15 protein-coding genes (1 of these 15 running past the window's edge) are annotated in these 20,760 nt (G+C 62.5%); 9 read left to right on the top strand and 6 right to left on the bottom strand.

What is annotated here, in order from left to right:
• Positions 1-2: 2 nt before the first annotated feature.
• From ACP15R_RS22140 to ACP15R_RS22165, 6 genes are all read right to left on the bottom strand, one after another.
• Positions 3-998 carry an ABC transporter ATP-binding protein gene (locus ACP15R_RS22140; protein ID WP_424988251.1) on the bottom strand — a complete coding sequence of 332 codons (996 nt, stop codon included), beginning with the start codon at positions 996-998 and terminating at the stop codon, positions 3-5.
• Positions 991-2,088 (bottom strand): ABC transporter ATP-binding protein, encoded by a 1,098-nt coding sequence (locus tag ACP15R_RS22145; RefSeq protein WP_424988252.1) that lies wholly within the window; start codon positions 2,086-2,088, stop codon positions 991-993. The genes ACP15R_RS22140 and ACP15R_RS22145 overlap by 8 nt, the downstream gene beginning before the upstream one ends.
• A gap of 3 nt (positions 2,089-2,091) precedes the next feature.
• Entirely contained in the window at positions 2,092-2,280 is a 189-nt protein-coding gene (locus ACP15R_RS22150; protein WP_424988253.1) for a hypothetical protein, read from the bottom strand.
• On the bottom strand, positions 2,277-3,215 hold the full coding sequence (locus ACP15R_RS22155) for a carbohydrate ABC transporter permease (protein WP_424988254.1): 939 nt from the start codon (positions 3,213-3,215) through the stop codon (positions 2,277-2,279). Before ACP15R_RS22155 ends, ACP15R_RS22150 begins: the two co-directional genes overlap by 4 nt.
• A gap of 52 nt (positions 3,216-3,267) precedes the next feature.
• A complete protein-coding gene (locus tag ACP15R_RS22160) occupies positions 3,268-4,212 on the bottom strand; it encodes a carbohydrate ABC transporter permease (RefSeq protein WP_424988255.1) in 945 nt (314 codons plus the stop codon).
• 101 nt (positions 4,213-4,313) lie between these two features.
• Positions 4,314-5,633, bottom strand: a complete 1,320-nt coding sequence (locus tag ACP15R_RS22165) for an ABC transporter substrate-binding protein (RefSeq protein ID WP_424988256.1) — start codon at positions 5,631-5,633, stop codon at positions 4,314-4,316.
• A gap of 540 nt (positions 5,634-6,173) precedes the next feature.
• Here ACP15R_RS22165 and ACP15R_RS22170 point away from each other — a divergent pair.
• The 9 genes from ACP15R_RS22170 to msrP form a co-directional block, all read left to right on the top strand.
• On the top strand, positions 6,174-7,106 hold the full coding sequence (locus tag ACP15R_RS22170) for a carbohydrate kinase family protein (RefSeq protein WP_424988257.1): 933 nt from the start codon (positions 6,174-6,176) through the stop codon (positions 7,104-7,106).
• Positions 7,107-7,169: 63 nt separating this feature from the next.
• Positions 7,170-9,566 carry a glycogen/starch/alpha-glucan phosphorylase gene (locus tag ACP15R_RS22175; RefSeq protein ID WP_424988258.1) on the top strand — a complete coding sequence of 799 codons (2,397 nt, stop codon included), beginning with the start codon at positions 7,170-7,172 and terminating at the stop codon, positions 9,564-9,566.
• 19 nt (positions 9,567-9,585) lie between these two features.
• Positions 9,586-11,778, top strand: coding sequence for a 1,4-alpha-glucan branching protein GlgB (glgB, locus tag ACP15R_RS22180; RefSeq protein ID WP_424988259.1), 2,193 nt, complete (start codon positions 9,586-9,588; stop codon positions 11,776-11,778).
• Between the two features lie 47 nt (positions 11,779-11,825).
• Positions 11,826-13,085: a glucose-1-phosphate adenylyltransferase gene (glgC, locus tag ACP15R_RS22185; RefSeq protein ID WP_424988260.1), complete on the top strand. Its 1,260-nt coding sequence runs from the start codon at positions 11,826-11,828 to the stop codon at positions 13,083-13,085.
• Between the two features lie 12 nt (positions 13,086-13,097).
• Positions 13,098-14,543 (top strand): glycogen synthase GlgA, encoded by a 1,446-nt coding sequence (gene glgA, locus ACP15R_RS22190; RefSeq protein WP_424988261.1) that lies wholly within the window; start codon positions 13,098-13,100, stop codon positions 14,541-14,543.
• Positions 14,540-16,636, top strand: a complete 2,097-nt coding sequence (gene glgX, locus ACP15R_RS22195; protein WP_424988262.1) for a glycogen debranching protein GlgX — start codon at positions 14,540-14,542, stop codon at positions 16,634-16,636. The genes glgA and glgX overlap by 4 nt, the downstream gene beginning before the upstream one ends.
• Positions 16,633-18,588, top strand: a complete 1,956-nt coding sequence (gene malQ / locus ACP15R_RS22200) for a 4-alpha-glucanotransferase (protein ID WP_424988263.1) — start codon at positions 16,633-16,635, stop codon at positions 18,586-18,588. The genes glgX and malQ overlap by 4 nt, the downstream gene beginning before the upstream one ends.
• Positions 18,585-20,216 (top strand): alpha-D-glucose phosphate-specific phosphoglucomutase, encoded by a 1,632-nt coding sequence (locus tag ACP15R_RS22205; RefSeq protein WP_424988264.1) that lies wholly within the window; start codon positions 18,585-18,587, stop codon positions 20,214-20,216. The genes malQ and ACP15R_RS22205 overlap by 4 nt, the downstream gene beginning before the upstream one ends.
• A gap of 147 nt (positions 20,217-20,363) precedes the next feature.
• Positions 20,364-20,760, top strand: partial view of a protein-methionine-sulfoxide reductase catalytic subunit MsrP gene (msrP, locus tag ACP15R_RS22210; RefSeq protein ID WP_424988265.1) — the beginning only. 506 nt of this gene lie beyond the right edge of the window; only the first 397 of its 903 coding nucleotides appear in the window; it begins with the start codon at positions 20,364-20,366; its stop codon lies beyond the right edge, outside the window.

The following is a 20,760-nucleotide window of genomic DNA, read 5'->3' on the forward strand; positions in this document are numbered from 1 at the left end:
CCCTAGCGGATGCGGTTGCCCTGGGCGTCGAAACACAGCGGATTGCGCGGTTCGATCTTGATATGCGCGCCGGGCTGATAATCGGTATCGGGGGCGGCGATGGTGGTGATGTCATGGCCGTGCAGGTTCAGGTGCAACCGGGCCTGATCGCCCAGATGCTCGACCCGCTTGATGGTGGCGTCCTGCCCGCTGCCCTGGGTGATATGCTCGGGGCGCAGCCCGATCTGGCTGGTGCCGGGGGGCACATTACCAAAGATATCGGCGGGCAGGATGTTGATCCGCGGCAGGCCAAGGCGGCTGGCGACATAGAGGCTGTCGGGGTTTTCATAGATTTCGCGCGGGCTGCCGAATTGCACGAGCCTGCCATGGTCCAGTACGCCCACATGGGTGGCCATGGTCATGGCTTCGATCTGGTCATGGGTGACATAGAGCAACGTCGCGCCAAGCGATGCATGGATGCGTTTGAGCTCGACCCGCAGGTCGGTGCGCAGCTTGGCATCCAGAGAACTGAGCGGTTCATCCATCAGGTAGATCGACGGATCGCGCACCAGCGCCCTGCCGATGGACACCCGCTGCATCTCGCCGCCGGACAGGGCGGTGGCCTTGTTGTCAAGCTTGTGGCTGATCTGGAGCACACCGGCGACCTCGGCGACCTTGCGATCGATCTCGTCAGGCGGGGTGTTGAGGATCGGGGATTTCAGCGGAAAGGCGAGATTGTCGCGCACCGACAGGTGGGGATAGAGCGAGTATTGCTGAAACACCATCGCCACATCGCGCTGGGCGGGGGTTTCATCGCCCACGTTACGGCCGCCGATCCAGACCTCGCCGCTGTCCATCCGTTCCAGCCCGGAAATGAGCCGCAGCGTGGTTGTCTTGCCCGCCCCGGTCGGACCGAGCAGCACGACAAAGGCCCCGTCGGGGATGGTCATCGACACATCGGCCACGCCAATGTCGTCGCCATAGGATTTCGACAGGTTCCTGAGTACGACCTCAGCCATGGGCGAGCACCTCGTTGTTCAGCGCCGAGCGCAGGGCCGCGCCGCTGGTCTCGTCAAACAGCGTGATCTTGCGCGCATCAAAATCGAGCCCCACGGTTTCGCCGATCGTGGCGGTCTGGGCGCTGTCGATGCGGGCCTTGAGCTCGCCATTGGCGGTGGCCAGCGTGATAATCTGGGTGGTGCCGAGATATTCCGATGCCAGCACCTCTCCGCGGTATGCGCCGCTGTCGGTCAGGGTCACATGTTCCGGGCGAACCCCGAACACGAGCTTGCCGTTCGCGCCCTGAATCTGGCGCGGCACGCCCAGCGTCACACCGTTCAGCGAGACCGAGCTTGCCCCACCCGCGACCGTGCCGCCAAAGCGCAGAAAGTTCATCGAGGGCGACCCGATGAAATCGGCGACGAACATGGTTGCGGGCTTGTCGTAAATCTCCTGGGGTGTGCCGAATTGTTCGACCACCGCGTTGTTCATCACCACGATCTTGTCGCCCATCTGCATCGCCTCGAGCTGGTCATGGGTGACATAGACGGTGGTGGCGTTCATCCGGTCGTGCAGGGCGCGCAGCTCTTCGGCCATATGCTCGCGAAACTCGGCGTCCAGCGCGCCCAGGGGTTCGTCCATCATGAACGCCTTGGGGTCACGCACGATGGCGCGACCAAGGGCGACGCGCTGCCGGTCGCCGCCGGACAAGCCGCCAACGGGGCGGTTCAGGATGTTCTGAATGCCCAGGATCTCTGCGACCTCGTTGATCTTGGCCTTGACCTGTGCGCGGGGCATGCCCTGGCTGATCAGGGGATAGCTCAGGTTCTTGCGCACGTTCATATGCGGGTAGAGCGCGAACATCTGAAAGACGAACGCAATGTCGCGCTGGCTCGGGGGTTTCTGGCTGATCTCTTCGCCGTCGAGGAAAATCTGCCCGGATGTCGGCAATTCCAGCCCGGCGATCATGCGCAGGGTGGTTGTCTTGCCACAGCCCGAGGGGCCAAGCAGCATGAAGAATTCACCATCCTCGATGGTAAAGCTCGATTCCCGCACGGCGGTGAAATCGCCGAACTCCTTGCGTATTCTGTCGATGACGATCTGGGCCACGGGTCAGTCCTTGAAATGGGACACGATGATGAACATCACGGTGCCCACCAATGTGGTGATGAAGGAATAGGTATAGGCCCAGAGCACAAAGGGCTGCATCAGCATGAACACCCCGAGACCGATCAGGATGGTTGCAAGCATCTCCCAGGGGCCGCGGCGCAGGCGCATGAGTCCGGTAAAAAAATTGCTCATTTGCGCACCGCTCCGAATGTGATCCCGCGCAGCAGGTGTTTGCGCAAGAGGATGGTAAAGATCATGACCGGCAGCAAAAAGATCGTGGCACCCGCCGCCACGGCGGGCCAGTCGAGCCCGCCAACGCCGATGATGGTCGGGATGAAGGGCGGCGCGGTCTGGGCGGTGCCCGAGGTCAGCAGCACCGCAAAGGCGTATTCGTTCCAGGCAAAGATCAGGCAGAAGATCGCGGTCGAGGCGATGCCCGTGGCGGCCTGCGGCAGCACGACCTTGTAGAACGCCTGAAACCGCGTGTAGCCATCGATCAGCGCGGCCTCTTCGTATTCGCGCGGAATCTCGTCGATGAACCCCTTGAGCAGCCAGACCGCCAGCGAGATATTGACCGCTGTATAAAGCAGGATCATTCCCAGATGTGTATCGGACAGGCCCAGTTGCCGGTACATCAGGAAAATCGGAATGGCGACGGCAATCGGTGGCATCATCCTGGTGCTGAGGATGAAGAACAGCAAGTCATCGGCAAGCGGTATCTTGAACCGCGAAAACGCATAGGCAGCGAGCGTGCCCAACACGATGCTCAGGAAGGTCGAGCCAAAGCCGATGATCACCGAATTCAGGAACCGTTCGCCGAACTTCGAAGGGCCGGCAATGACCATGTCATATTCGCGGACGATTTCCTCGTACCATGTTTCGGGCGGGTTGGCCTCGAGATATTCGTCGGTCTGGCGGGTGCGGGTGGTGAACAGGTTGACATAGCCCTCCAGTGTCGGCTCGAACACCACCTTGGGCGGATAGGAAATCGCATCGGACGGCGATTTGAACCCGGTAAGCATGATCCACGCCAGCGGAACCATGGTGATCAGCGCATAGAGGATGACCAGCGTCCCGGCGAACCATTTCGACCGGGGGCTGGGTTCGGTGACGGAAAAGCTGCTCATGATGCGATGCCTTTCAGGCGGGAGGTTGTCGGAGTGAGACGCGCTTGCATGATCACCGCTCCTTCACCTTGTTCAGCGCCTTGACATAGATGCTGGCCAGCCCGAACACCGTGACAAACAGGATGATCGCATAGGCCGAGGCATAGCCGGTGCGCCATTTTTCAAAGGCCTCGCGCTTGAGATTGATCGAGGTCAGTTCGGTGGTCGATCCTGGCCCGCCGCCGGTGAGTTGCACCACCAGGTCGAACATCTTGAAGTTCTCGATCCCGCGAAACAACACGGCGAGCATCAGGAAAGGCAGCACCATCGGGATGGTGATGGTAAAGAATTGCCGCAATTTCGACGCCCGGTCGATTTCGGCGGCCTCGTAGATGTAATCGGGGATGGAACGCAGCCCGGCGAGGCAGATCAGCATCACGAAGGGCGTCCACATCCAGGTGTCGACAATGACAATCGACCACGGGGCGAGGTCGACCGAGCCGAGCATTTCGAAACTGGACGGATCCTTGCCGGTAAAGAAGCCGACCACATAATTGAACAGGCCGATCTGCGGTTGATAGAGGAACTTCCAGAAATTCCCCACCACCGCCGGAGACAACATCATCGGCAACACGATGATGGTGGTCCACAGATCGTTGCCCTTGAATTTCTTGTTGATCAGATAGGCGAGGGCAAAGCCGATCAGCACCTGGAAAAAGATCGTCCAGAACAGGAAATGCGCGGTGGCCTGCATGTTCAACCAGATATCGCTGTCCGTCAGGATGCGTTCATAATTGCGCGTGCCGATCCACTCGACGGGGCGGTTCCGGTTGGCCTTGAAGTTGGTAAAGCTGAGCCGCACGGTCCAGATCAGCGGGAAGATATTGATCGCCAGCAACAGGAAGATCGTCGGACCAACAAAGATCCAGGCAATGGCACGGTCGCTCAGCCCCCTGATCTTGCGCGCGACCCCGGGCGGGGTGGCGGCGGCGGCGCGGGTGGCGGTGGTCTCGGACATGGGGCGGATCCGGTGGTCAGAGTGCAGGGAACCCATGCCCCGGAATCGCTTCCGGGACAGGTGATCTTGGCTGGCCCCGATTTACGGGGCTTTCGGGCGGGTCAGAGCTTGCCTTCGTCCTCGAAGACCTCGGTCCAGTCCTCGATCAGAAGGTCGAGCGCTTCTTGCGCGGTGCCCTGATCGGCGACCACATAGTCATGCATGCGCTTTTGCATCGCCAGCAGCAGTTCGGCATAGGCCGGCTCTTGCCAGAAGTCCTGGACATTGGCCATCGCCTCGAGGAAATCCCCGGCAAAGGGGGCGCTGTCCTTGAATGTCGGGCTTTCCAGCACGGCGTTATGCGCGGAGTAGCCGCCCAGGTCCCACCATTTCTGCTGTACGTCCGGCTGTGCGAACCACTTGATATATTCCAGCGCGGCGTCCTGCTTGTCGGAATAGGACACCACCGAAATGCCCTGGCCGCCAAGGGTCGAGCCGGGCTGATTCTGCGGCGGATTCACGAAAAAGTCGATCTTGTCGCCGCCGGTATTGGGGTCGGCATAAAGGCCGGGAAAGAATGCGAACCAGTTCATCGCCATGGCGACCTGGCCGGATTTGAACGCGTCAAGGCTCTCGCCCATATACGAGTTGGTATAGCCCGGCGGCGTCGCGGTCTTGTAGAATTCCTTGTAGAATTCGAGCGCCTCGACCGCCTCGGGCGAATTCACCGCGCCCTCCATATCATAGGAGCCGGGGGTGTTCTCGTATTTGAAACCCCAGGGATACAGCGCGCCGGTCACACCCATGGTGATGCCTTCGGACCCGCGCTCGGTAAAGATCGCGGCACCGTAGACCGTCTGTCCGTCAATTTCGCGACCTTGAAAGAACTGCGCGATTTCGAGCAATTCCTTTTGGCTTGCCGGCTCGGCGAGGTCACGCCCGGTTGCCTCTTTGAACGCGGCCTTGATGTCGTCCCGCTCGAACCAGTCCTTGCGATAGAACCAGCCATTTGCATCCCCCATCGCGGGCAGCGCATAGTAATTCGGCGTCCCCTTGGGCCAGGTGGAATAGGCATAGACGGTGGCATCGGCAAAATCGCTCATCTCGATGCCCTGGGCATCGAAAAAGCCGTTCAGCTTGACGTAATGACCGTTCTCGGCACCGCCGCCGATCCATTGGCTGTCGCCGATCAACAGGTCGCAAAGCTGTCCGCCCGAGTTCAGTTCATTCAGCATCCGGTCCGCGAAATTTGGCCAGGGCACGAATTCAAAGCTCATCGTGTGGCCGGACTGGGCTTCGAATTCCTTGCTCAGTTCGACAAGCGCATTGGCGGGGTCCCACGCGGCCCAGCACAATGTCAGATCCTCGGCCTGCGCTGTGCCGGCGAATGTCGCCGCGGCAAGGCTGATCGCGCTGGCGGATGCCAGTTTCAGAGACTTCATGATTTTCCTCCCATTCGGTGCATGGCGACTTCTTTGCGGACGCCGATTCGTCGTTCAGACGAGTCGAACGCTAGTTGAGGTACGCACCTCATGTCTAGAAATTTCTGAGGTACGCACCTCAGAAGCCGCGAACTTGATAGCTAAACCTTGGAAATGTAGCGACTAATCAGGTTGCCCAAAAATTATACCGGCAGAAGGGCGCAGCCCCGCCTGCCCTGTCCAGGTGCCGGGCATCGCCCGCCGGACCGTGGCTTGAGATCGGAGCCGGAGGCGAGACATGGTGCAAATTGCCGCAACGGGTCTTTCAGTCGCGACAAGACTTGCTCAGAATCAGAAACGATGTTAGCGCTATCATCGCGTCGGGAATGGTGATTTCCGCGTGTCATTCGGCCTGCCCGCCAGGGGAAACGGGATCGTGCGTGTCACGCAAGTCATCAGAGGCGTTCGGATCCCGGCGGGTGCCGGGATAGCATAAGTCGTTGCCTTTGGCGCTGTTTGCCATTCAACCTTTGAAGACCCTGTTTGTGGGAGGAAGTCGGAATGCTTTTGTGTTGTGGCGAAGCGCTGATCGACATGATCGAAGCCCGGGGCGCCGATGGCAGGGTGTCCTATTCCGCGCATGTCGGCGGTGCCATTTTCAACACGGCCATCGCGCTGGGCAGGCTGCGCGTCAGCCCGGGTTTCGTCTCGGGCCTGTCGCGGGACATGTTCGGCACCCAGCTGCTCGAAGCGCTCAGGGCATCGCATGTGGATGTGTCCAACGTCATCCTGTCCGACCGCCCGGCGACGCTGGCTTTCGTACAACTGACGGATGGGCATGCGGTCTATACGTTCTACGATGAAAACACCGCCGGCCGGATGCTGGACGCGAGCGCGCTTCCCGACATTCCCGAAACCGCCAATGCGCTCTATTTCGGGGGGATCAGCCTGATCAGCGAGCCCTGTGGCGAATTCTATGCCGCGCTGGCGGACCGCGAGGCGAGCAGCCGCGTGATTGCGCTGGACCCGAATATCCGCCCGGGCTTCATTCGTGACGAGGCACGTTATCGCACGCGATTGGAGCGGATGCTGTCGCTGGCGGATATCGTGAAAGTGTCTGACGAAGACCTGAACTGGATCGTGCCGGGGTCCTCCTCCCTGGCTGAAAAGATCGAGGAAATCCGCGCCCGTGGCCCCCGGTTGGTGATCCTGACCAAGGGCAGCGCCGGGGCCTCGGGCTGGCTGCCGACCGGTGAAGAGATTTCGGTCACGGCGCAACGGGTCGAGATGGTCGATACCGTCGGCGCGGGGGACACGTTCAACGCCGGGGTGCTGGCGCATTTGCAGCAGGCCGGAGCGCTGGACAAGGCGGCGCTTGGTGACATCGGTGCCGATCTGTTGCGGGACGCGCTGGCCTTTGGCACGCGGGTTGCCGGTGTTACCGTGTCACGTGCCGGTGCCAACCCGCCCTGGGCGCAAGAGCTTGAGCAATGACAGGTAAACCGGGGCCGCGCGCCAGAACACACCGCGTCGCCCCATCCCAAGCAGGACATGACCATGCCCGATACGCTGAACATCGATTTTGACCAACCGGCGCTGAGCCAGGCGATGCTGCGCCACCTGCGCAGTTCGCTGGGCAAGGATCCGGACCATGCAACGACCTATGACTGGCGCATGTCGCTGGCCTTGTCGTTGCGCGATCTGGTGGTTGACCCCTGGTTCACCTCGACGCGGCGCACCTATGAGGCCAAGGGCAAGCGGGTCTATTACCTGTCGATGGAATTCCTGATCGGTCGTCTGATCGAGGACGTGGCGATCAACCTGGGTGTCGAGGACATGGCCGCCGCCGCGCTTGCCGAACTCGGGCAGGATTACAACCGGATCGTCACGGATGAACCGGATGCGGCGCTTGGCAATGGCGGGCTGGGGCGTCTGGCGGCTTGTTTCCTAGACAGCCTCTCGACCCTTGGCATCCCGGCCTATGGCTATGGCATCCGCTATGAACACGGGTTGTTCGAGCAGCATTTCAAGGATGGCGTTCAGGTCGAAACCGCCGAAAAGTGGCTGGCGCAACGGCATGCCTGGGAATTCGAGCGCCCGGAAGTGTCGATCCCGGTTCATTTCGGCGGTTATGTCAGCAAATGCGGCGACAAATGTGTCTGGCACAGCGACGAAACCGTGCTGGCGCAGGCTTATGACACGCCAATCATCGGCTGGCAGGGGAAATGGGCAAATACCCTGCGCCTGTGGGCGGCCAAGCCGGTCAAGCTGTTCGATCTCGAGAGCTTCAACCGGGGCGATTACATCGCCGCTTCCGAACCCGAGGCGCTGGCGCGCACGATCAGCCGGGTGCTCTATCCGGATGACACGACCGACAAGGGCAAGGAACTGCGCCTGAAGCAGGAGTATTTCTTTACCGCCGCCTCGATCCAGGACCTGTTGCGGCGCTTCCTGACCGAAGGTTATGCCATCGAAGACCTGCCCGACCATGTCGCCATCCAGCTGAACGACACCCACCCGGCCATTGCCGGACCCGAGCTGGTGCGGTTGCTGGCGGACGAACACGCGGTTCCAATGGCGCGCGCTATCGAGATTGCCCGCCAGACGCTGGCCTATACCAATCACACGCTGCTGCCCGAGGCGCTGGAACGCTGGCCCGAAGGGTTGTTCGCCCGCATTCTGCCGCGCCATCACCGTATCATCGAGATCATCCAGGACGCGCATTTCGCGACGGCGGGGTCCAAGGTCACGATCATCGAGCACGGCCAGGTCAAGATGGGGGAACTGGCCTTTGTCATGGCGCACAAGGTCAACGGCGTTTCGGCGCTGCATTCCGAACTGGTCAAGGAAACGGTGTTCCACGATCTGCACCTGGCCTATCCCGACCGGATCATCAACCAGACCAACGGCATAACCCCGCGCCGCTGGCTGTATTCCTGCAACCCGGCGCTGCGGTCCTTGATCGACGACACCATCGGACAGGGCTGGGCCGACGATCTTGAGCGGCTCGCGGAGCTGAAACCGCATGTCGCGGATGCGGCATTTCGCGAGGCTTTTGCCAAGGCCAAGCGCAGCAACAAGGAACGCCTGGCCAATTGGCTGCGCGCCCGTGATGGCGTGATCGTGAACCCCGACGCGATGTTCGACACCCAGATCAAGCGCATCCACGAATACAAACGTCAGTTGATGAATATCCTCGAGACGATTGCCCTGTGGAACGACATTCGCGACAATCCGAATGGCGACTGGACCCCGCGGGTCAAGATTTTCGGTGGCAAGGCCGCACCGGGTTACGTGATGGCCAAGTCGATCATTCACCTGATCAACGACGTGGCAAAGATCCTGAATGCCGATGCGACCACCCGTGATCTGTTGCAGGTGGTCTATCCGGAAAACTACAATGTTTCGATGGCCGAGCTGTTGATTCCGGCCTCGGACCTCTCTGAACAGATCTCGACCGCCGGCAAAGAGGCCTCGGGCACCGGCAACATGAAGCTGTCCCTGAACGGCAGCCCGACCATCGGCACGCTGGATGGCGCAAACGTGGAAATTCGCGAACATGTGGGCGCGGAGAACTTCTTTCTCTTTGGCCTGACCGCACAAGAGGTGACGGAACGCCGGGCCGAGCCGGGTTATGCCCGTGCCGCGATCGGGGCCAGCCCGCGATTGACCCGCGTGCTGGGACAGATCGCCGACGGGACATTCTCGGGCGGAGATGGCGGACGCTATGCGGCGCTTTTGCGCAACATCTGGGACCATGACTATTTCCTGGTGACCTGTGATTTCGACAGCTACGTCGATACCCAACGCAAGGTTGACGCGGTGTATCGCGACCCCGCGGCATGGACTCGGATGGCGGCGCTGAACACCGCTGGCATGGGCTGGTTCTCGTCCGACCGCACGATCCGGGGCTATGCATCCGACATCTGGAACGCACGTTCGCTGACCATGTGAGCGCAAGGAGGGCTAGCCGATGATCCGTTCCCAAGACGCACAGGCCATCGCGGCGGGCCGGTTTTCCGATCCTTTCGCGGTATTGGGTTTGCACGCGGTTGACGGCAAGTTGTCGGTGCGGTGTTTTCACCCCGATGCCGACCGGGCAGAGGTGCTCGACCCCCGGACCGGCCGCCGGATCATGGGGCTTGATCCGCACCCCGATGCGCCGGGGCTGTTTACCGGTATCGCGGCGCGGCGGCGCAAGCCCTTTGCCTATCGTCTGCGTTTTGGCGCGGGCGAACAGGTCTGGGAGGCGCAGGATCCCTATCGCTTTGGCCCGGTGCTTGGTGAGATTGACGAATACCTGATCGGCGAAGGCGCACACCAGCAGCTTTGGCGCGTGTTGGGTGCCCATCTGACAACCCACGAGGGCAGCGCCGGAACCCATTTCGCGGTTTGGGCCCCAAATGCCAGCCGGGTTTCGGTGGTGGGCGGTTTCAACAACTGGGATGGCCGCCGCGCCGTGATGCGCCGGCGTGGGCAGACCGGGGTTTGGGAAATCTTCCTGCCGGATGTCGGCGAGGGGGCGGCCTATAAATACGAATTGCTGGATGGGTCGGGCGGGCTGCTGCCGCTCAAGTCGGACCCGGTGGGTTTCGGATCGGAACATCCGCCGCAAACCGCTTCGGTGGTCCGCGAGATTGACCGGCATGTCTGGGCCGATGCGGGCTGGATGGCCGGGCGCGCGGCACGCCATCGCCCCGACGCACCCATGTCGATCTACGAGGTGCATCTGGGCAGCTGGCGGCGGGTTCCCGAAGAAGGCAGCCGCCCGCTGAGCTATCGCGAACATGCGGATCAGCTGGTCGGTTACGCCCGGGACATGGGGTTCACCCATATCGAGTTGATGCCGGTGTCGGAGTTTCCGTTTGACGGATCGTGGGGCTATCAACCTGTCGGGCTGTTTGCGCCGACAATCCGGCATGGCACACCCGAAGAGTTCCAGGCCTTTGTCGATGCTTGCCATGCGGCGGATATCGGGCTGATCCTCGATTGGGTGCCGGGGCATTTTCCTACGGACCAGCACGGGTTGGGCCAGTTCGACGGCACCGCGCTGTATGAACACGCGGACCCGCGCGAGGGGTTTCACCAGGACTGGAACACCCTGATCTACAACTACGGACGCCGCGAGGTCGCGAACTATCTGACCGCAAACGCACAATATTGGCTGGGCGAATACCATATCGACGGGCTGCGCGTCGATGCGGTGGCCTCGATGCTGTACCGCGACTATTCCCGCGAGGATGGCCAGTGGGTTCCGAACGTGCATGGCGGCCGCGAAAATCTCGAAGCGATTGCCTTCATGCAGCAGATGAACACCCTGACCTATGGCACGTATCCCGGCATGATGACCATCGCCGAGGAAAGCACCGCCTTTCCCGGTGTCAGCGCCCCGGTCGATGGCGGCGGGCTTGGCTTCGGGTTCAAGTGGAACATGGGCTGGATGAATGACACGCTGGCCTATATCGCCGAAGACCCGGTGCATCGGAAATACCACCACGACAAGCTGACCTTTGGCTTGCTCTATGCGTTTTCCGAGAATTTCATCCTGCCGATCAGCCATGACGAAGTGGTGCATGGCAAGGGCTCGCTGCTTGACAAGATGCCGGGCGAGGGGGCAGCGAAATTTGCCAACCTGCGCGCGTATCTGGGGTTCATGTGGGGCCATCCGGGCAAGAAGCTGTTGTTCATGGGGTGTGAATTTGCACAGGGTCGCGAATGGGACCACGATTCCAGCCTGGATTGGCATTTGCTTGATCATCCGGATCACAAGGGCATCCAGACCCTCGTGCGGGATCTGAACCGCCTCTATCGCGATACCCCGGCGCTGTTCCAACGCGATGCGCGGCCGGACGGGTTCGAATGGATCGAGGAACATGCCGCCGATGAATCGATCATTGCATGGGTGCGCCACGGTGAAGACGGTGCGCTGCCGGTTCTGGTCGTCACCAACTTTACCCCGGTCGAGCGCCGGGAGCGGCGTATCGGGGTTCCGCAGGCCGGTCATTGGGCCGAGCGGCTGAACACCGATGCCGAACGCTATGGGGGCGGCAATCGCGGCAACCTGGGCGGTGTGGACAGCGACGAGATCGCGGCATCGGGGCGGGCGTATTCGCTCAGCCTCACGCTGCCGCCGCTTTCGACGGTGATATTTGAATTGCAACCATAGCGATTGACATTGGAGCGGGGCCGGGGGCCTCGAATGGGGGAACTGACATGGACAATGAATCTCAGCGGCTGGCGGCGCAAACTATGGCTTTTGTTCTCGCCGGCGGGCGGGGCAGCCGGCTCTACGAGCTGACCGACCGGCGGGCGAAACCGGCGATGTATTTCGGCGGCAAGACCCGGATCATCGACTTTGCCCTTTCCAATGCGGTGAATTCCGGCATCCGGCGCATCGGGGTCGCGACCCAGTACAAGGCGCACAGCCTGATCCGCCACCTGCAACGCGGCTGGAGTTTTTTCCGGGCCGAGCGCAATGAGTCTCTAGATATCCTGCCCGCTTCGCAACGGCTGGATCAAGAGAACTGGTATCGCGGCACCGCCGACGCAGTTTGGCAGAACAAGGACATCATCGAGGGCTATGGCCCCAAGTTCATCGTCGTTCTAGCCGGGGATCACATCTATAAGCAGGATTATTCCCGGATGATCCAGCATCACGTGGAAAGCGGTGCTGATGTTACCGTGGGCTGTATCGAAGTGCCCCGCAACGAGGCCAGCGGCTTTGGCGTGATGAAGGTGGATGCCAGCGATACGATCCTGGATTTCGTCGAGAAACCTGCCGATCCTCCGGCGATGCCCGGCCATCCCGATCTGGCGCTGGCCAGCATGGGGATCTATGTCTTTGAAACCGGCTTCCTGATGGATCTGCTGGCGCAGGATGCCGCCAACCCGGACTCGACCCAGGATTTCGGCAGCGATCTGATCCCGTCGATCGTCAAGAACGGCAAGGCGGTGGCGCATCCCTTCAGCCGCTCCTGCGTGCGCACCGGGCTTGAAAAGGAACCCTATTGGCGCGATGTCGGCACCGTTGACGCCTTTTGGCGGGCCAATATCGACCTGACCGATTTTGTACCGGAGCTTGACCTGTTTGACACGGAATGGCCGATCTGGACCTATTCCGAGCTGACGCCCCCCGCCAAGTTCATCCACAACGAAGAGGGCCGCCGCGGGCTGGCGGTGTCGTCAATGGTGTCTGGCGGCTGCATCATCTCGGGATCGAGCCTTGAACGGTGCCTGATGTTCACCGGGGTCAAGACGCATTCCTTTTCCCAGCTCGAAGGTGTGGTGGCCATGCCCTATGTCGAGATCAACCGCAAGGCGCGGCTCAGGGATGTGGTGATCGACCGGGGCGTGATCATCCCGGCGGGGCTGGTGGTGGGCGAAGATCCCGAGCTTGACGCCAAACGGTTTCGGCGGACGGAAAATGGTGTCACCTTGATCACGCAACCGATGATCGATGCCTTGAACGACTGACGGAATGACCGGATGAAACTGCTCTTTGTCGCCTCTGAATGCGCCCCCTTTGTCAAGACCGGAGGGCTGGCCGATGTGATCGGGGCCGTACCCAAGGCGCTTGCCGGGATGGGCGCGCAGGTGCGGGTGATGATGCCGGCCTATCCGGCGCTGGCCGAGGTGCTGGCGACGGGGGCCGAGGTCATGGGGTTTGCCGATTTCCACGGCGGGCCGGCGCGGCTGGTGGCGGCAAATGCGCAGGGGATCGAGCTGCTCCTGCTGGACGCGCCACATCTCTATGACCGCGCCGGAACGATTTATCTGGATGCCAATGGCCAGGACCATCGGGACAATCATGTGCGGTTCGCCGCCCTGTCGATGGCGGCGGCGCGGGTTGCCCAGGATGGCATCGCGGGCTGGATACCGGATCTGGTCAACGCCCATGACTGGCAGGCCGGGTTGGTCGCCGCCTACCTGCGTCAAAGCAAGCGGGCGACGCCACCGGTTGTGACGACGATTCACAACATCGCCTTTCAGGGGGTGTTTGACCCCGGGGTGATGGGGCCGCTGGGGCTGGCGCCCGAGCTGTTTCATCCGGAGGGGCTCGAATTCTATGGCCGTGTCGGATTTCTCAAGGCGGGGCTGGTCTATAGCGATGCGATCACCACCGTCAGCCCCACCTATGCCCGCGAGTTGCTGACGCCCGAGTTCGGCATGGGGCTCGAAGGGGTGCTGGCGGCGCGGCAGGCGCAGTTGACCGGTATTCTCAACGGGATCGACCTTGATGCGTGGAACCCCGAGACCGACCCGGCCCTGGATACGAGTTATGGAATGCGCAGCCTTGGGCGCAAGGCGCGGAACCGAGACGCATTGCGCCGGCGCTTTGCACTCTCGCCGGATGCCGCTGGCCCGCTGTTTTGCGTGATCAGCCGGCTGACCGGGCAAAAAGGGCTGGACATGTTGCTTGACTGTCTGCCGGGCCTTGTCGAACGCGGCGCGCAGCTGGCGCTGCTCGGGTCGGGCGATACGGCGATGGAACAGGCATTTGTCGAGGCCGCGTCGCGGCATCCCGGCCATGTGGGCGCGATCATCGGCTATGACGAGGCCCTGTCGCACCAGATGCAGGGCGGGGCCGATGCCATCCTCATCCCGTCGCGGTTCGAACCCTGCGGGCTGACCCAGCTATATGGCCTGCGCTATGGAACGCTGCCGGTGGTGGCGCGCACCGGCGGGCTGGCGGATACGGTGATCGATGCCAACGACGCGGCCTTGCAGGCCGGATGCGCCACCGGCATCCAGTTTTCGCCAATCTCGGCCCCCGGTCTGGATCAGGCCATCGCGCGGGCCTGTGAGCTGTTTGCAGAGCCCAGGGTCTGGGCCGCGATGCAACGGCGGGCGATGCGGCACCCGGTTGGCTGGGATCAATCCGCGCGCGCCTATCTGGACCTGTTCACCGCTTTGCTCGAAGGCAGGCAATGACCACACACCGGATGACGCATGGCGCGCCCTATCCGCTTGGGGCACGGCATGACGGCCATGGCGTGAACTTTGCGGTGTTCTCGGAAAACGCGAGCAAGATCGAGCTGTGCCTGTTCACCGATGATGGCGAAACCGAGATCGCGCGCCATGTCTTGCCCGAACGCACCGGCCCGGTCTGGCATGGTTATGTTCACGCCCTGCCGGTTGGAACCCGCTATGGATTTCGCGCCCATGGTCCTTATGCGCCGGAACGGGGGCATCGGTTCAATCCGAACAAGCTGTTGATGGATCCCTATGCCCGTGAATTGCACGGAACCTGGGGCAATGATCCGGCGATGCTTGGATACGAGGCGGGCGCGCGGGAGGCCGATCTGTCGTTTGACGGTCGCGACAGTGCGCCGTTTGTGCCGAAATCGGTGGTGTCTGACCCGGCGTTTTTCGCGCCTCGGGTCAAGGGTGGGCACCGGGCCGGGGCGCGTGACCTGATTTACGAGGCCCATCCAAAGGGGCTGACCAGGTTGCACCCGGATGTGCCCGAACCCTTGCGCGGCACTTACGAAGGGTTGGCGTCGGACGCGATGATCGCACATTACAAGCGGTTGAACGTGGGCGCGGTCGAGCTTTTGCCCGTGCATGCCTTTGTCGATGACAGTTTCCTGGTCGAGAGCGGGCGGCGCAATTACTGGGGGTATAATTCGATCGGCTTTTTCACCCCCGAGCCGCGCTATTTCGGGGCGCAGGGGCTGGCCGGGTTTCGCCGGATGGTCGACCGCCTGCATGAACACGAGATCGAGGTCATTCTGGACGTGGTCTATAACCACACCGCCGAAGGGGACCAATCCGGCCCGACGCTGAGTTTTCGCGGGCTCGACAACGCGTCCTATTACCGGCTGAGCCGGGGGCAACCGCGTTATTATGTAAACGACACCGGATGCGGCAACACGTTGAACATCGCGCATCCCTATGTGCTGCGCATGGTGCTGGACAGTTTGCGCTTTTGGGTCGAGGCCTTTGGCATTGACGGCTTCCGGTTCGATCTTGCGACCGTTCTGGGCCGCGAAGAACACGGGTTCGATGCGCAGGGCCGGTTCTTTGCGGCGCTGCGGCAGGATCCGGTGCTGGCGGATGTGCGGATGATCGCGGAACCGTGGGACATTGGACCGGGGGGCTATCAGCTGGGTGCATTCCCGCACGAGTTTCGCGAATGGAATGACGGGTTCCGCGATTCCGTGCGCCGCTTTTGGCGCAACGACGACCACGCCACCCAGGACCTGGGCGGGCGTCTGTTGGGTTCGGCCGAGAATTTCGACCATTCCGGGCGGCGCTCGTGGACATCGGTGAATTTCATCGCGGCCCATGACGGGTTCACGCTGGCCGATACCACGCGCTATGACCATCGCCACAACGAGGCCAATGGCGAAATGAACCGTGACGGGCACGGGTCGAATTTTTCCGACAATTGCGGGGTTGAAGGGGACACGGACGATAGGGCCATCCGCGACCGTCGCCGGCAACGCCAGCGCAACATGCTCGCCACGCTGTTTCTGGCGCAGGGGACGCCAATGCTGTTATCCGGCGACGAGATCTCGAACTCGCAGGGCGGCAACAACAATGCCTATTGCCAGGACAACGAAACCGGCTGGGTGTCGTGGGACCGGGCGGATGAGGACATGTGCGGCTTTGTCGCCCACCTGTCGGCGTTCCGGGTGGCACATCGCGCGGTACGGCAAACCCGGTTCCTGCACGGCGGGACACGGCCCGGCGACGGGCTGGTGGATGTGGCGTGGACGGATTTCGCGCAGGGCCCGGTGCAATGGCGCGATCCGCGGCTGGCCAATGTCTGCCTGACGCTGCGCTGTTCGGCAGAGGCCCCGGATTACGTGCCGGATCTGGACACCGTGTTCATCGCCTTCAACCGCAGCGATGCAGATCTGCCCGTGGCCCTGCCCGATTGCCCCGAGGGCATGATCTGGCTGCGCGAGATCGACACCACCCGCGCGGCGCAGAGCCCTGTTCGCATCGATCAGGACGCCCCCATCATCGGCGCAGGGTCACTCAGCGCCTTTGTGTTGCTTGCGGAGCGGGCAGCATGAGCAGGGCCGGGCAATTGCGCGAACTTGGCGAGTTGCTGGGGATCCTGCCGGCTTTTCACGACATGTCGGGACAAGAGCGTGTCACGCCACCGGAAACCTATGCGGCGCTGGCCCGCGCCATGGGTCATGACACGGATGGAGAGGCCTTGGCCGACAGCATTGCCGATTTGCGCGGACAGGCCGAGGCGCGGAAATTTCCGCCAGACGTGATCGTCGCGGCGGATGTCCCGCAGCCCTTGGGATTTGGCGCGGGGCATGCCTGGAGCCTGGCCCGCGCCGATGACCCGCACCCGCTGCTTGCAGGCGAGGGGGATGTCATGTTGCCGCCGCTGGCACCGGATGTCTATGTGCTGCGGCTGTGGGATGGTGCGGATGCGCAGGAGGTGACGGTGCTCGCCGCACCCGCGCGGTTGCCGCAGGTCGGTGATCTGATCGGTCAATCCCGGATCTGGGGCCTGTCGGGGGCGCTATACGGGCTGGTCTCGGGCCGCAATGGCGGCATCGGGGATTATGATGATCTCGGTCGCGCCGCCCAGGCCACCGCGCGGCACGGCGCGGCGTTTCTGGGCATCAACCCGGTGCATGCCATGGGCCATGCGGAGTGCGATGCGTTCAGCCCCTATTCGCCGTCCCATCGCGGGTTCCTGAACACCGCCCATATCGCGCTCGATCAGGTTCCGGGCGCGCAATGCGATGCGTCCGAAGCGTTGCGGCGCGCCGAAGCCGTGCCCTATTCGGCCCACAAACACGCACATCAGGCGGCGCTTGAGGCCGCGTGGAACGTGTTTCGCCAGCAAGACAAGCCACGGTTCGAGGCGTTTTGCCGGGCTGGCGGTGATGAGCTTGACCGGTTTGCCGCGTTCGAGGCCTTGACCGAATTGCACGGCCCGGATTGGCGGCACTGGCCAGCGGGAGTAAATGCGGCGCAGGCCGCGCCGGGGCGCAAGCGGTTTCACAAATGGCTCCAGTGGATCGCCGATGGCCAGCTTGCGCAGGCGGTCAGTCGGGCGCAGGCGGCGGGCATGTCGCTGGGGCTCTATCTCGATCTTGCGGTTGGTGCGCGGCAGGGCGGGGCCGAAGCCTGGTGCAACGCCGATGTGATTGCGCCGGGCGTGTCGCTGGGGGCGCCGCCGGACCATCTGAGCCCCGAGGGGCAGTCATGGGCGCTGGCCGCATTCAACCCGCACCGGTTGCGCGCCGCCCATTACGCTCCGTTGCGCCGCATCCTCGCGCAGAACATGCGCCATGCCGGGGTGCTGCGTATCGATCATGTTCTGGGCCTGAACCGCAGCTACTGGGTGCGGGATGACGGGTCGCCCGGGGCCTATGTCACTCAGCCTTTCGCGGCGTTGATCGCGCTGATCAAGATCGAGGCGGCCCGCAACGGTACGCTGGTGATCGGCGAAGATCTGGGCCTTGTTCCTGACGGGTTTCGCGACAGGATGCGCGAACATGGGTTCTATGGCTATTCGGTTTTGCAATACGAACGGGACGGGGCCGGGTTTCGTACTCCCGGCATGCCCTCGCCACAGGTCCTGTCCTGTTTCGGAACCCATGACACGCCAACGTTGCAGGGTTACGCGCAGGGTCGTGACATCGACTGGTGGCAAAGGCTCGGCTGGATCGATGATGCGGCCGCGGCGCATGAAAGGGGGCGGCGGATGCAGGATGTCGCCACCCTGCGCGGGCACGCGCCGAACCTGCAGGATGCGGTACATGGGCTGCTGGCCGCCTCTCCGGCGGACATGGTGTGTGTCCAGCTCGACGATGCCCTGGGCAGCGTCGAGGCGCAGAACCTGCCGGGCACGGTTCACGAACACCTCAACTGGCAGCGGCGCTATCCGGTTTCCGTGGACGAGCTTGCAACTCATCCCGAACTGACGACCATAGGCGGATGCATGGCGGACCATGGCCGCGCGGCACGCAAATCGACCGAAGGAACCCAAGCATGACCATCAAGACAGTCAAGATCGCACCGTTTGACGGGCAAAAACCGGGCACATCGGGTTTGCGCAAGAAAACCCGCGTATTCATGCAGGATCATTACCTGGCGGCCTTTGTGCAATCGGTTTTTGACGCCATCGGTGGCGGCGAAGGGAAACGTTTCGTGGTCGGCGGGGATGGCCGGTTTTTCAATCGGCCCGCCATTCAGACCATTCTCGGGATCGCGGCGGCAAATGGGGCCACCGAGGCCATCGTCGGTCAGAACGGGCTGCTGTCCACGCCTGCGGCATCCAACCTGATCCGCCAGAACAGGACAGACGGGGGGTTCATCCTGTCGGCGAGCCACAATCCCGGCGGGATCGACGCGGATTTCGGCGTCAAGTTCAACGCGGCCAATGGCGGCCCGGCCCCGGAGGGGCTGACCGCGCGGATATACGACGCCACCCGCTCGATCGAGGGCTATCGCATCCTTGCGGCCGATGACGTCGATCTGGGAAGCGTTGGCGAGTCGCGGCTTGGCGGAATGACGGTCAGGGTTGTTGACCCGGTCGCGGATTACCTGGCGTTGATGGAGACGCTCTTTGACTTCGACGCGATCCGCCGCCTGTTTGCCGGCGGGTTCACCATGCGCTTTGATGCGATGCACGCGGTTACCGGCCCCTATGCCAGGGCGATACTCGAGGCGTCGCTGGGGGCTGCCGCGGGAACCGTGGTCAACGCGGTGCCATCCGAGGATTTCGGCGGCGGTCATCCCGATCCCAACCCGATCTGGGCGAAACCGCTGATGGACCTGATGATGTCGGACGAGGCCCCGGATCTGGGTGCGGCGTCGGACGGGGACGGCGATCGCAACATGATCGTGGGGCGCGGGGCCTATGTCACCCCGTCCGACAGCCTCGCGATACTGGCGGCAAATGCGCATCTGGCGCCGGGCTACAAAAACGGGCTGGCCGGGGTCGCGCGGTCGATGCCGACAAGCGCGGCCAGCGACAAGGTTGCCGAAAAGCTTGGCATTGCCAGCTTTGAAACCCCGACGGGCTGGAAATTCTTTGGCAACCTGCTGGATGCTGGCCGCGCAACCCTGTGCGGCGAGGAAAGCGCGGGCACCGGCTCGGATCATGTGCGTGAAAAGGATGGGCTGTGGGCGGTGCTGCTGTGGCTCAACATCCTGGCGGCGCGCGGGCAGTCGGTGGCCCGGATCCAGAACGCCCACTGGACCGAGTTCGGACGTAACTATTATTCGCGACATGATTTCGAGGCGGTGTCCCAAGCGCATGCGAATGCGCTTGTCACCGGTGTCATTTCCCGGCTCGACGCTCTGCCGGGGCAGGTTTTTGCCGGCATGACGGTCGAACGGGCGGACGAGTTTGCCTATCGCGATCCCATCGACAATTCACTATCCGAGCATCAGGGCCTGCGGATCTGGTTCGCGGGTGGCGGACGAGCGGTGTTGCGCCTGTCGGGGACCGGAACCGAGGGCGCGACCATCCGGCTCTACCTCGAACTCTACCGCGCCGAAGGATCGATCCCGGGGCAAGACACCGCCGAAGTTCTCGAACCCTTGCGGCAGGCGGTGCTCGAACTTGCGGGATTTGCCCGGCATGTGGGTCGTGTCGATCCGGACGTGATCACCTGATCCCGTCCGCAGCGCTCTCGTGGCGGCCACCCGTCGCGGGACGCGGCCATGGCGACGTTACAATTCCGTCGCCTAATCGTGAGCCGAATTGGTTTGGCGCGGCGCGATGGGCCGGTTATTTCGGGACCAACGGAATACGGAGGTGTTATGGCCCATCGCTGGAAGAACGAGCTGAGCAACCGGGATGTCACGCCCGAACCTGTTTTCCTGAACCGGCGTCAGATTCTGGCCGGTGCCGCGGGGATGGGCCTGGGTGCGATTGCCGGGCCGCTGGCGGCCAAGACCGGGCTGGAACCGAACAGCTGGGAAGACATCACCAGCTACAACAACTTTTACGAGTTCGGAACCGGCAAGGGCGATCCGGCGGCCTATGCGCACACGCTGACCACCGCCCCCTGGAGCGTCACCATCGACGGGCTGGTGGATCGCCCCGGCCGGTATGATTTCAATGACATCATGTCCGAGATGACAGTCGAAGAGCGAATCTATCGCCTGCGCTGTGTCGAGGCCTGGTCGATGGTGGTGCCGTGGAACGGTTTCGAGC

The sequence above is a fragment of the Microbulbifer sp. S227A genome (assembly GCF_049800935.1).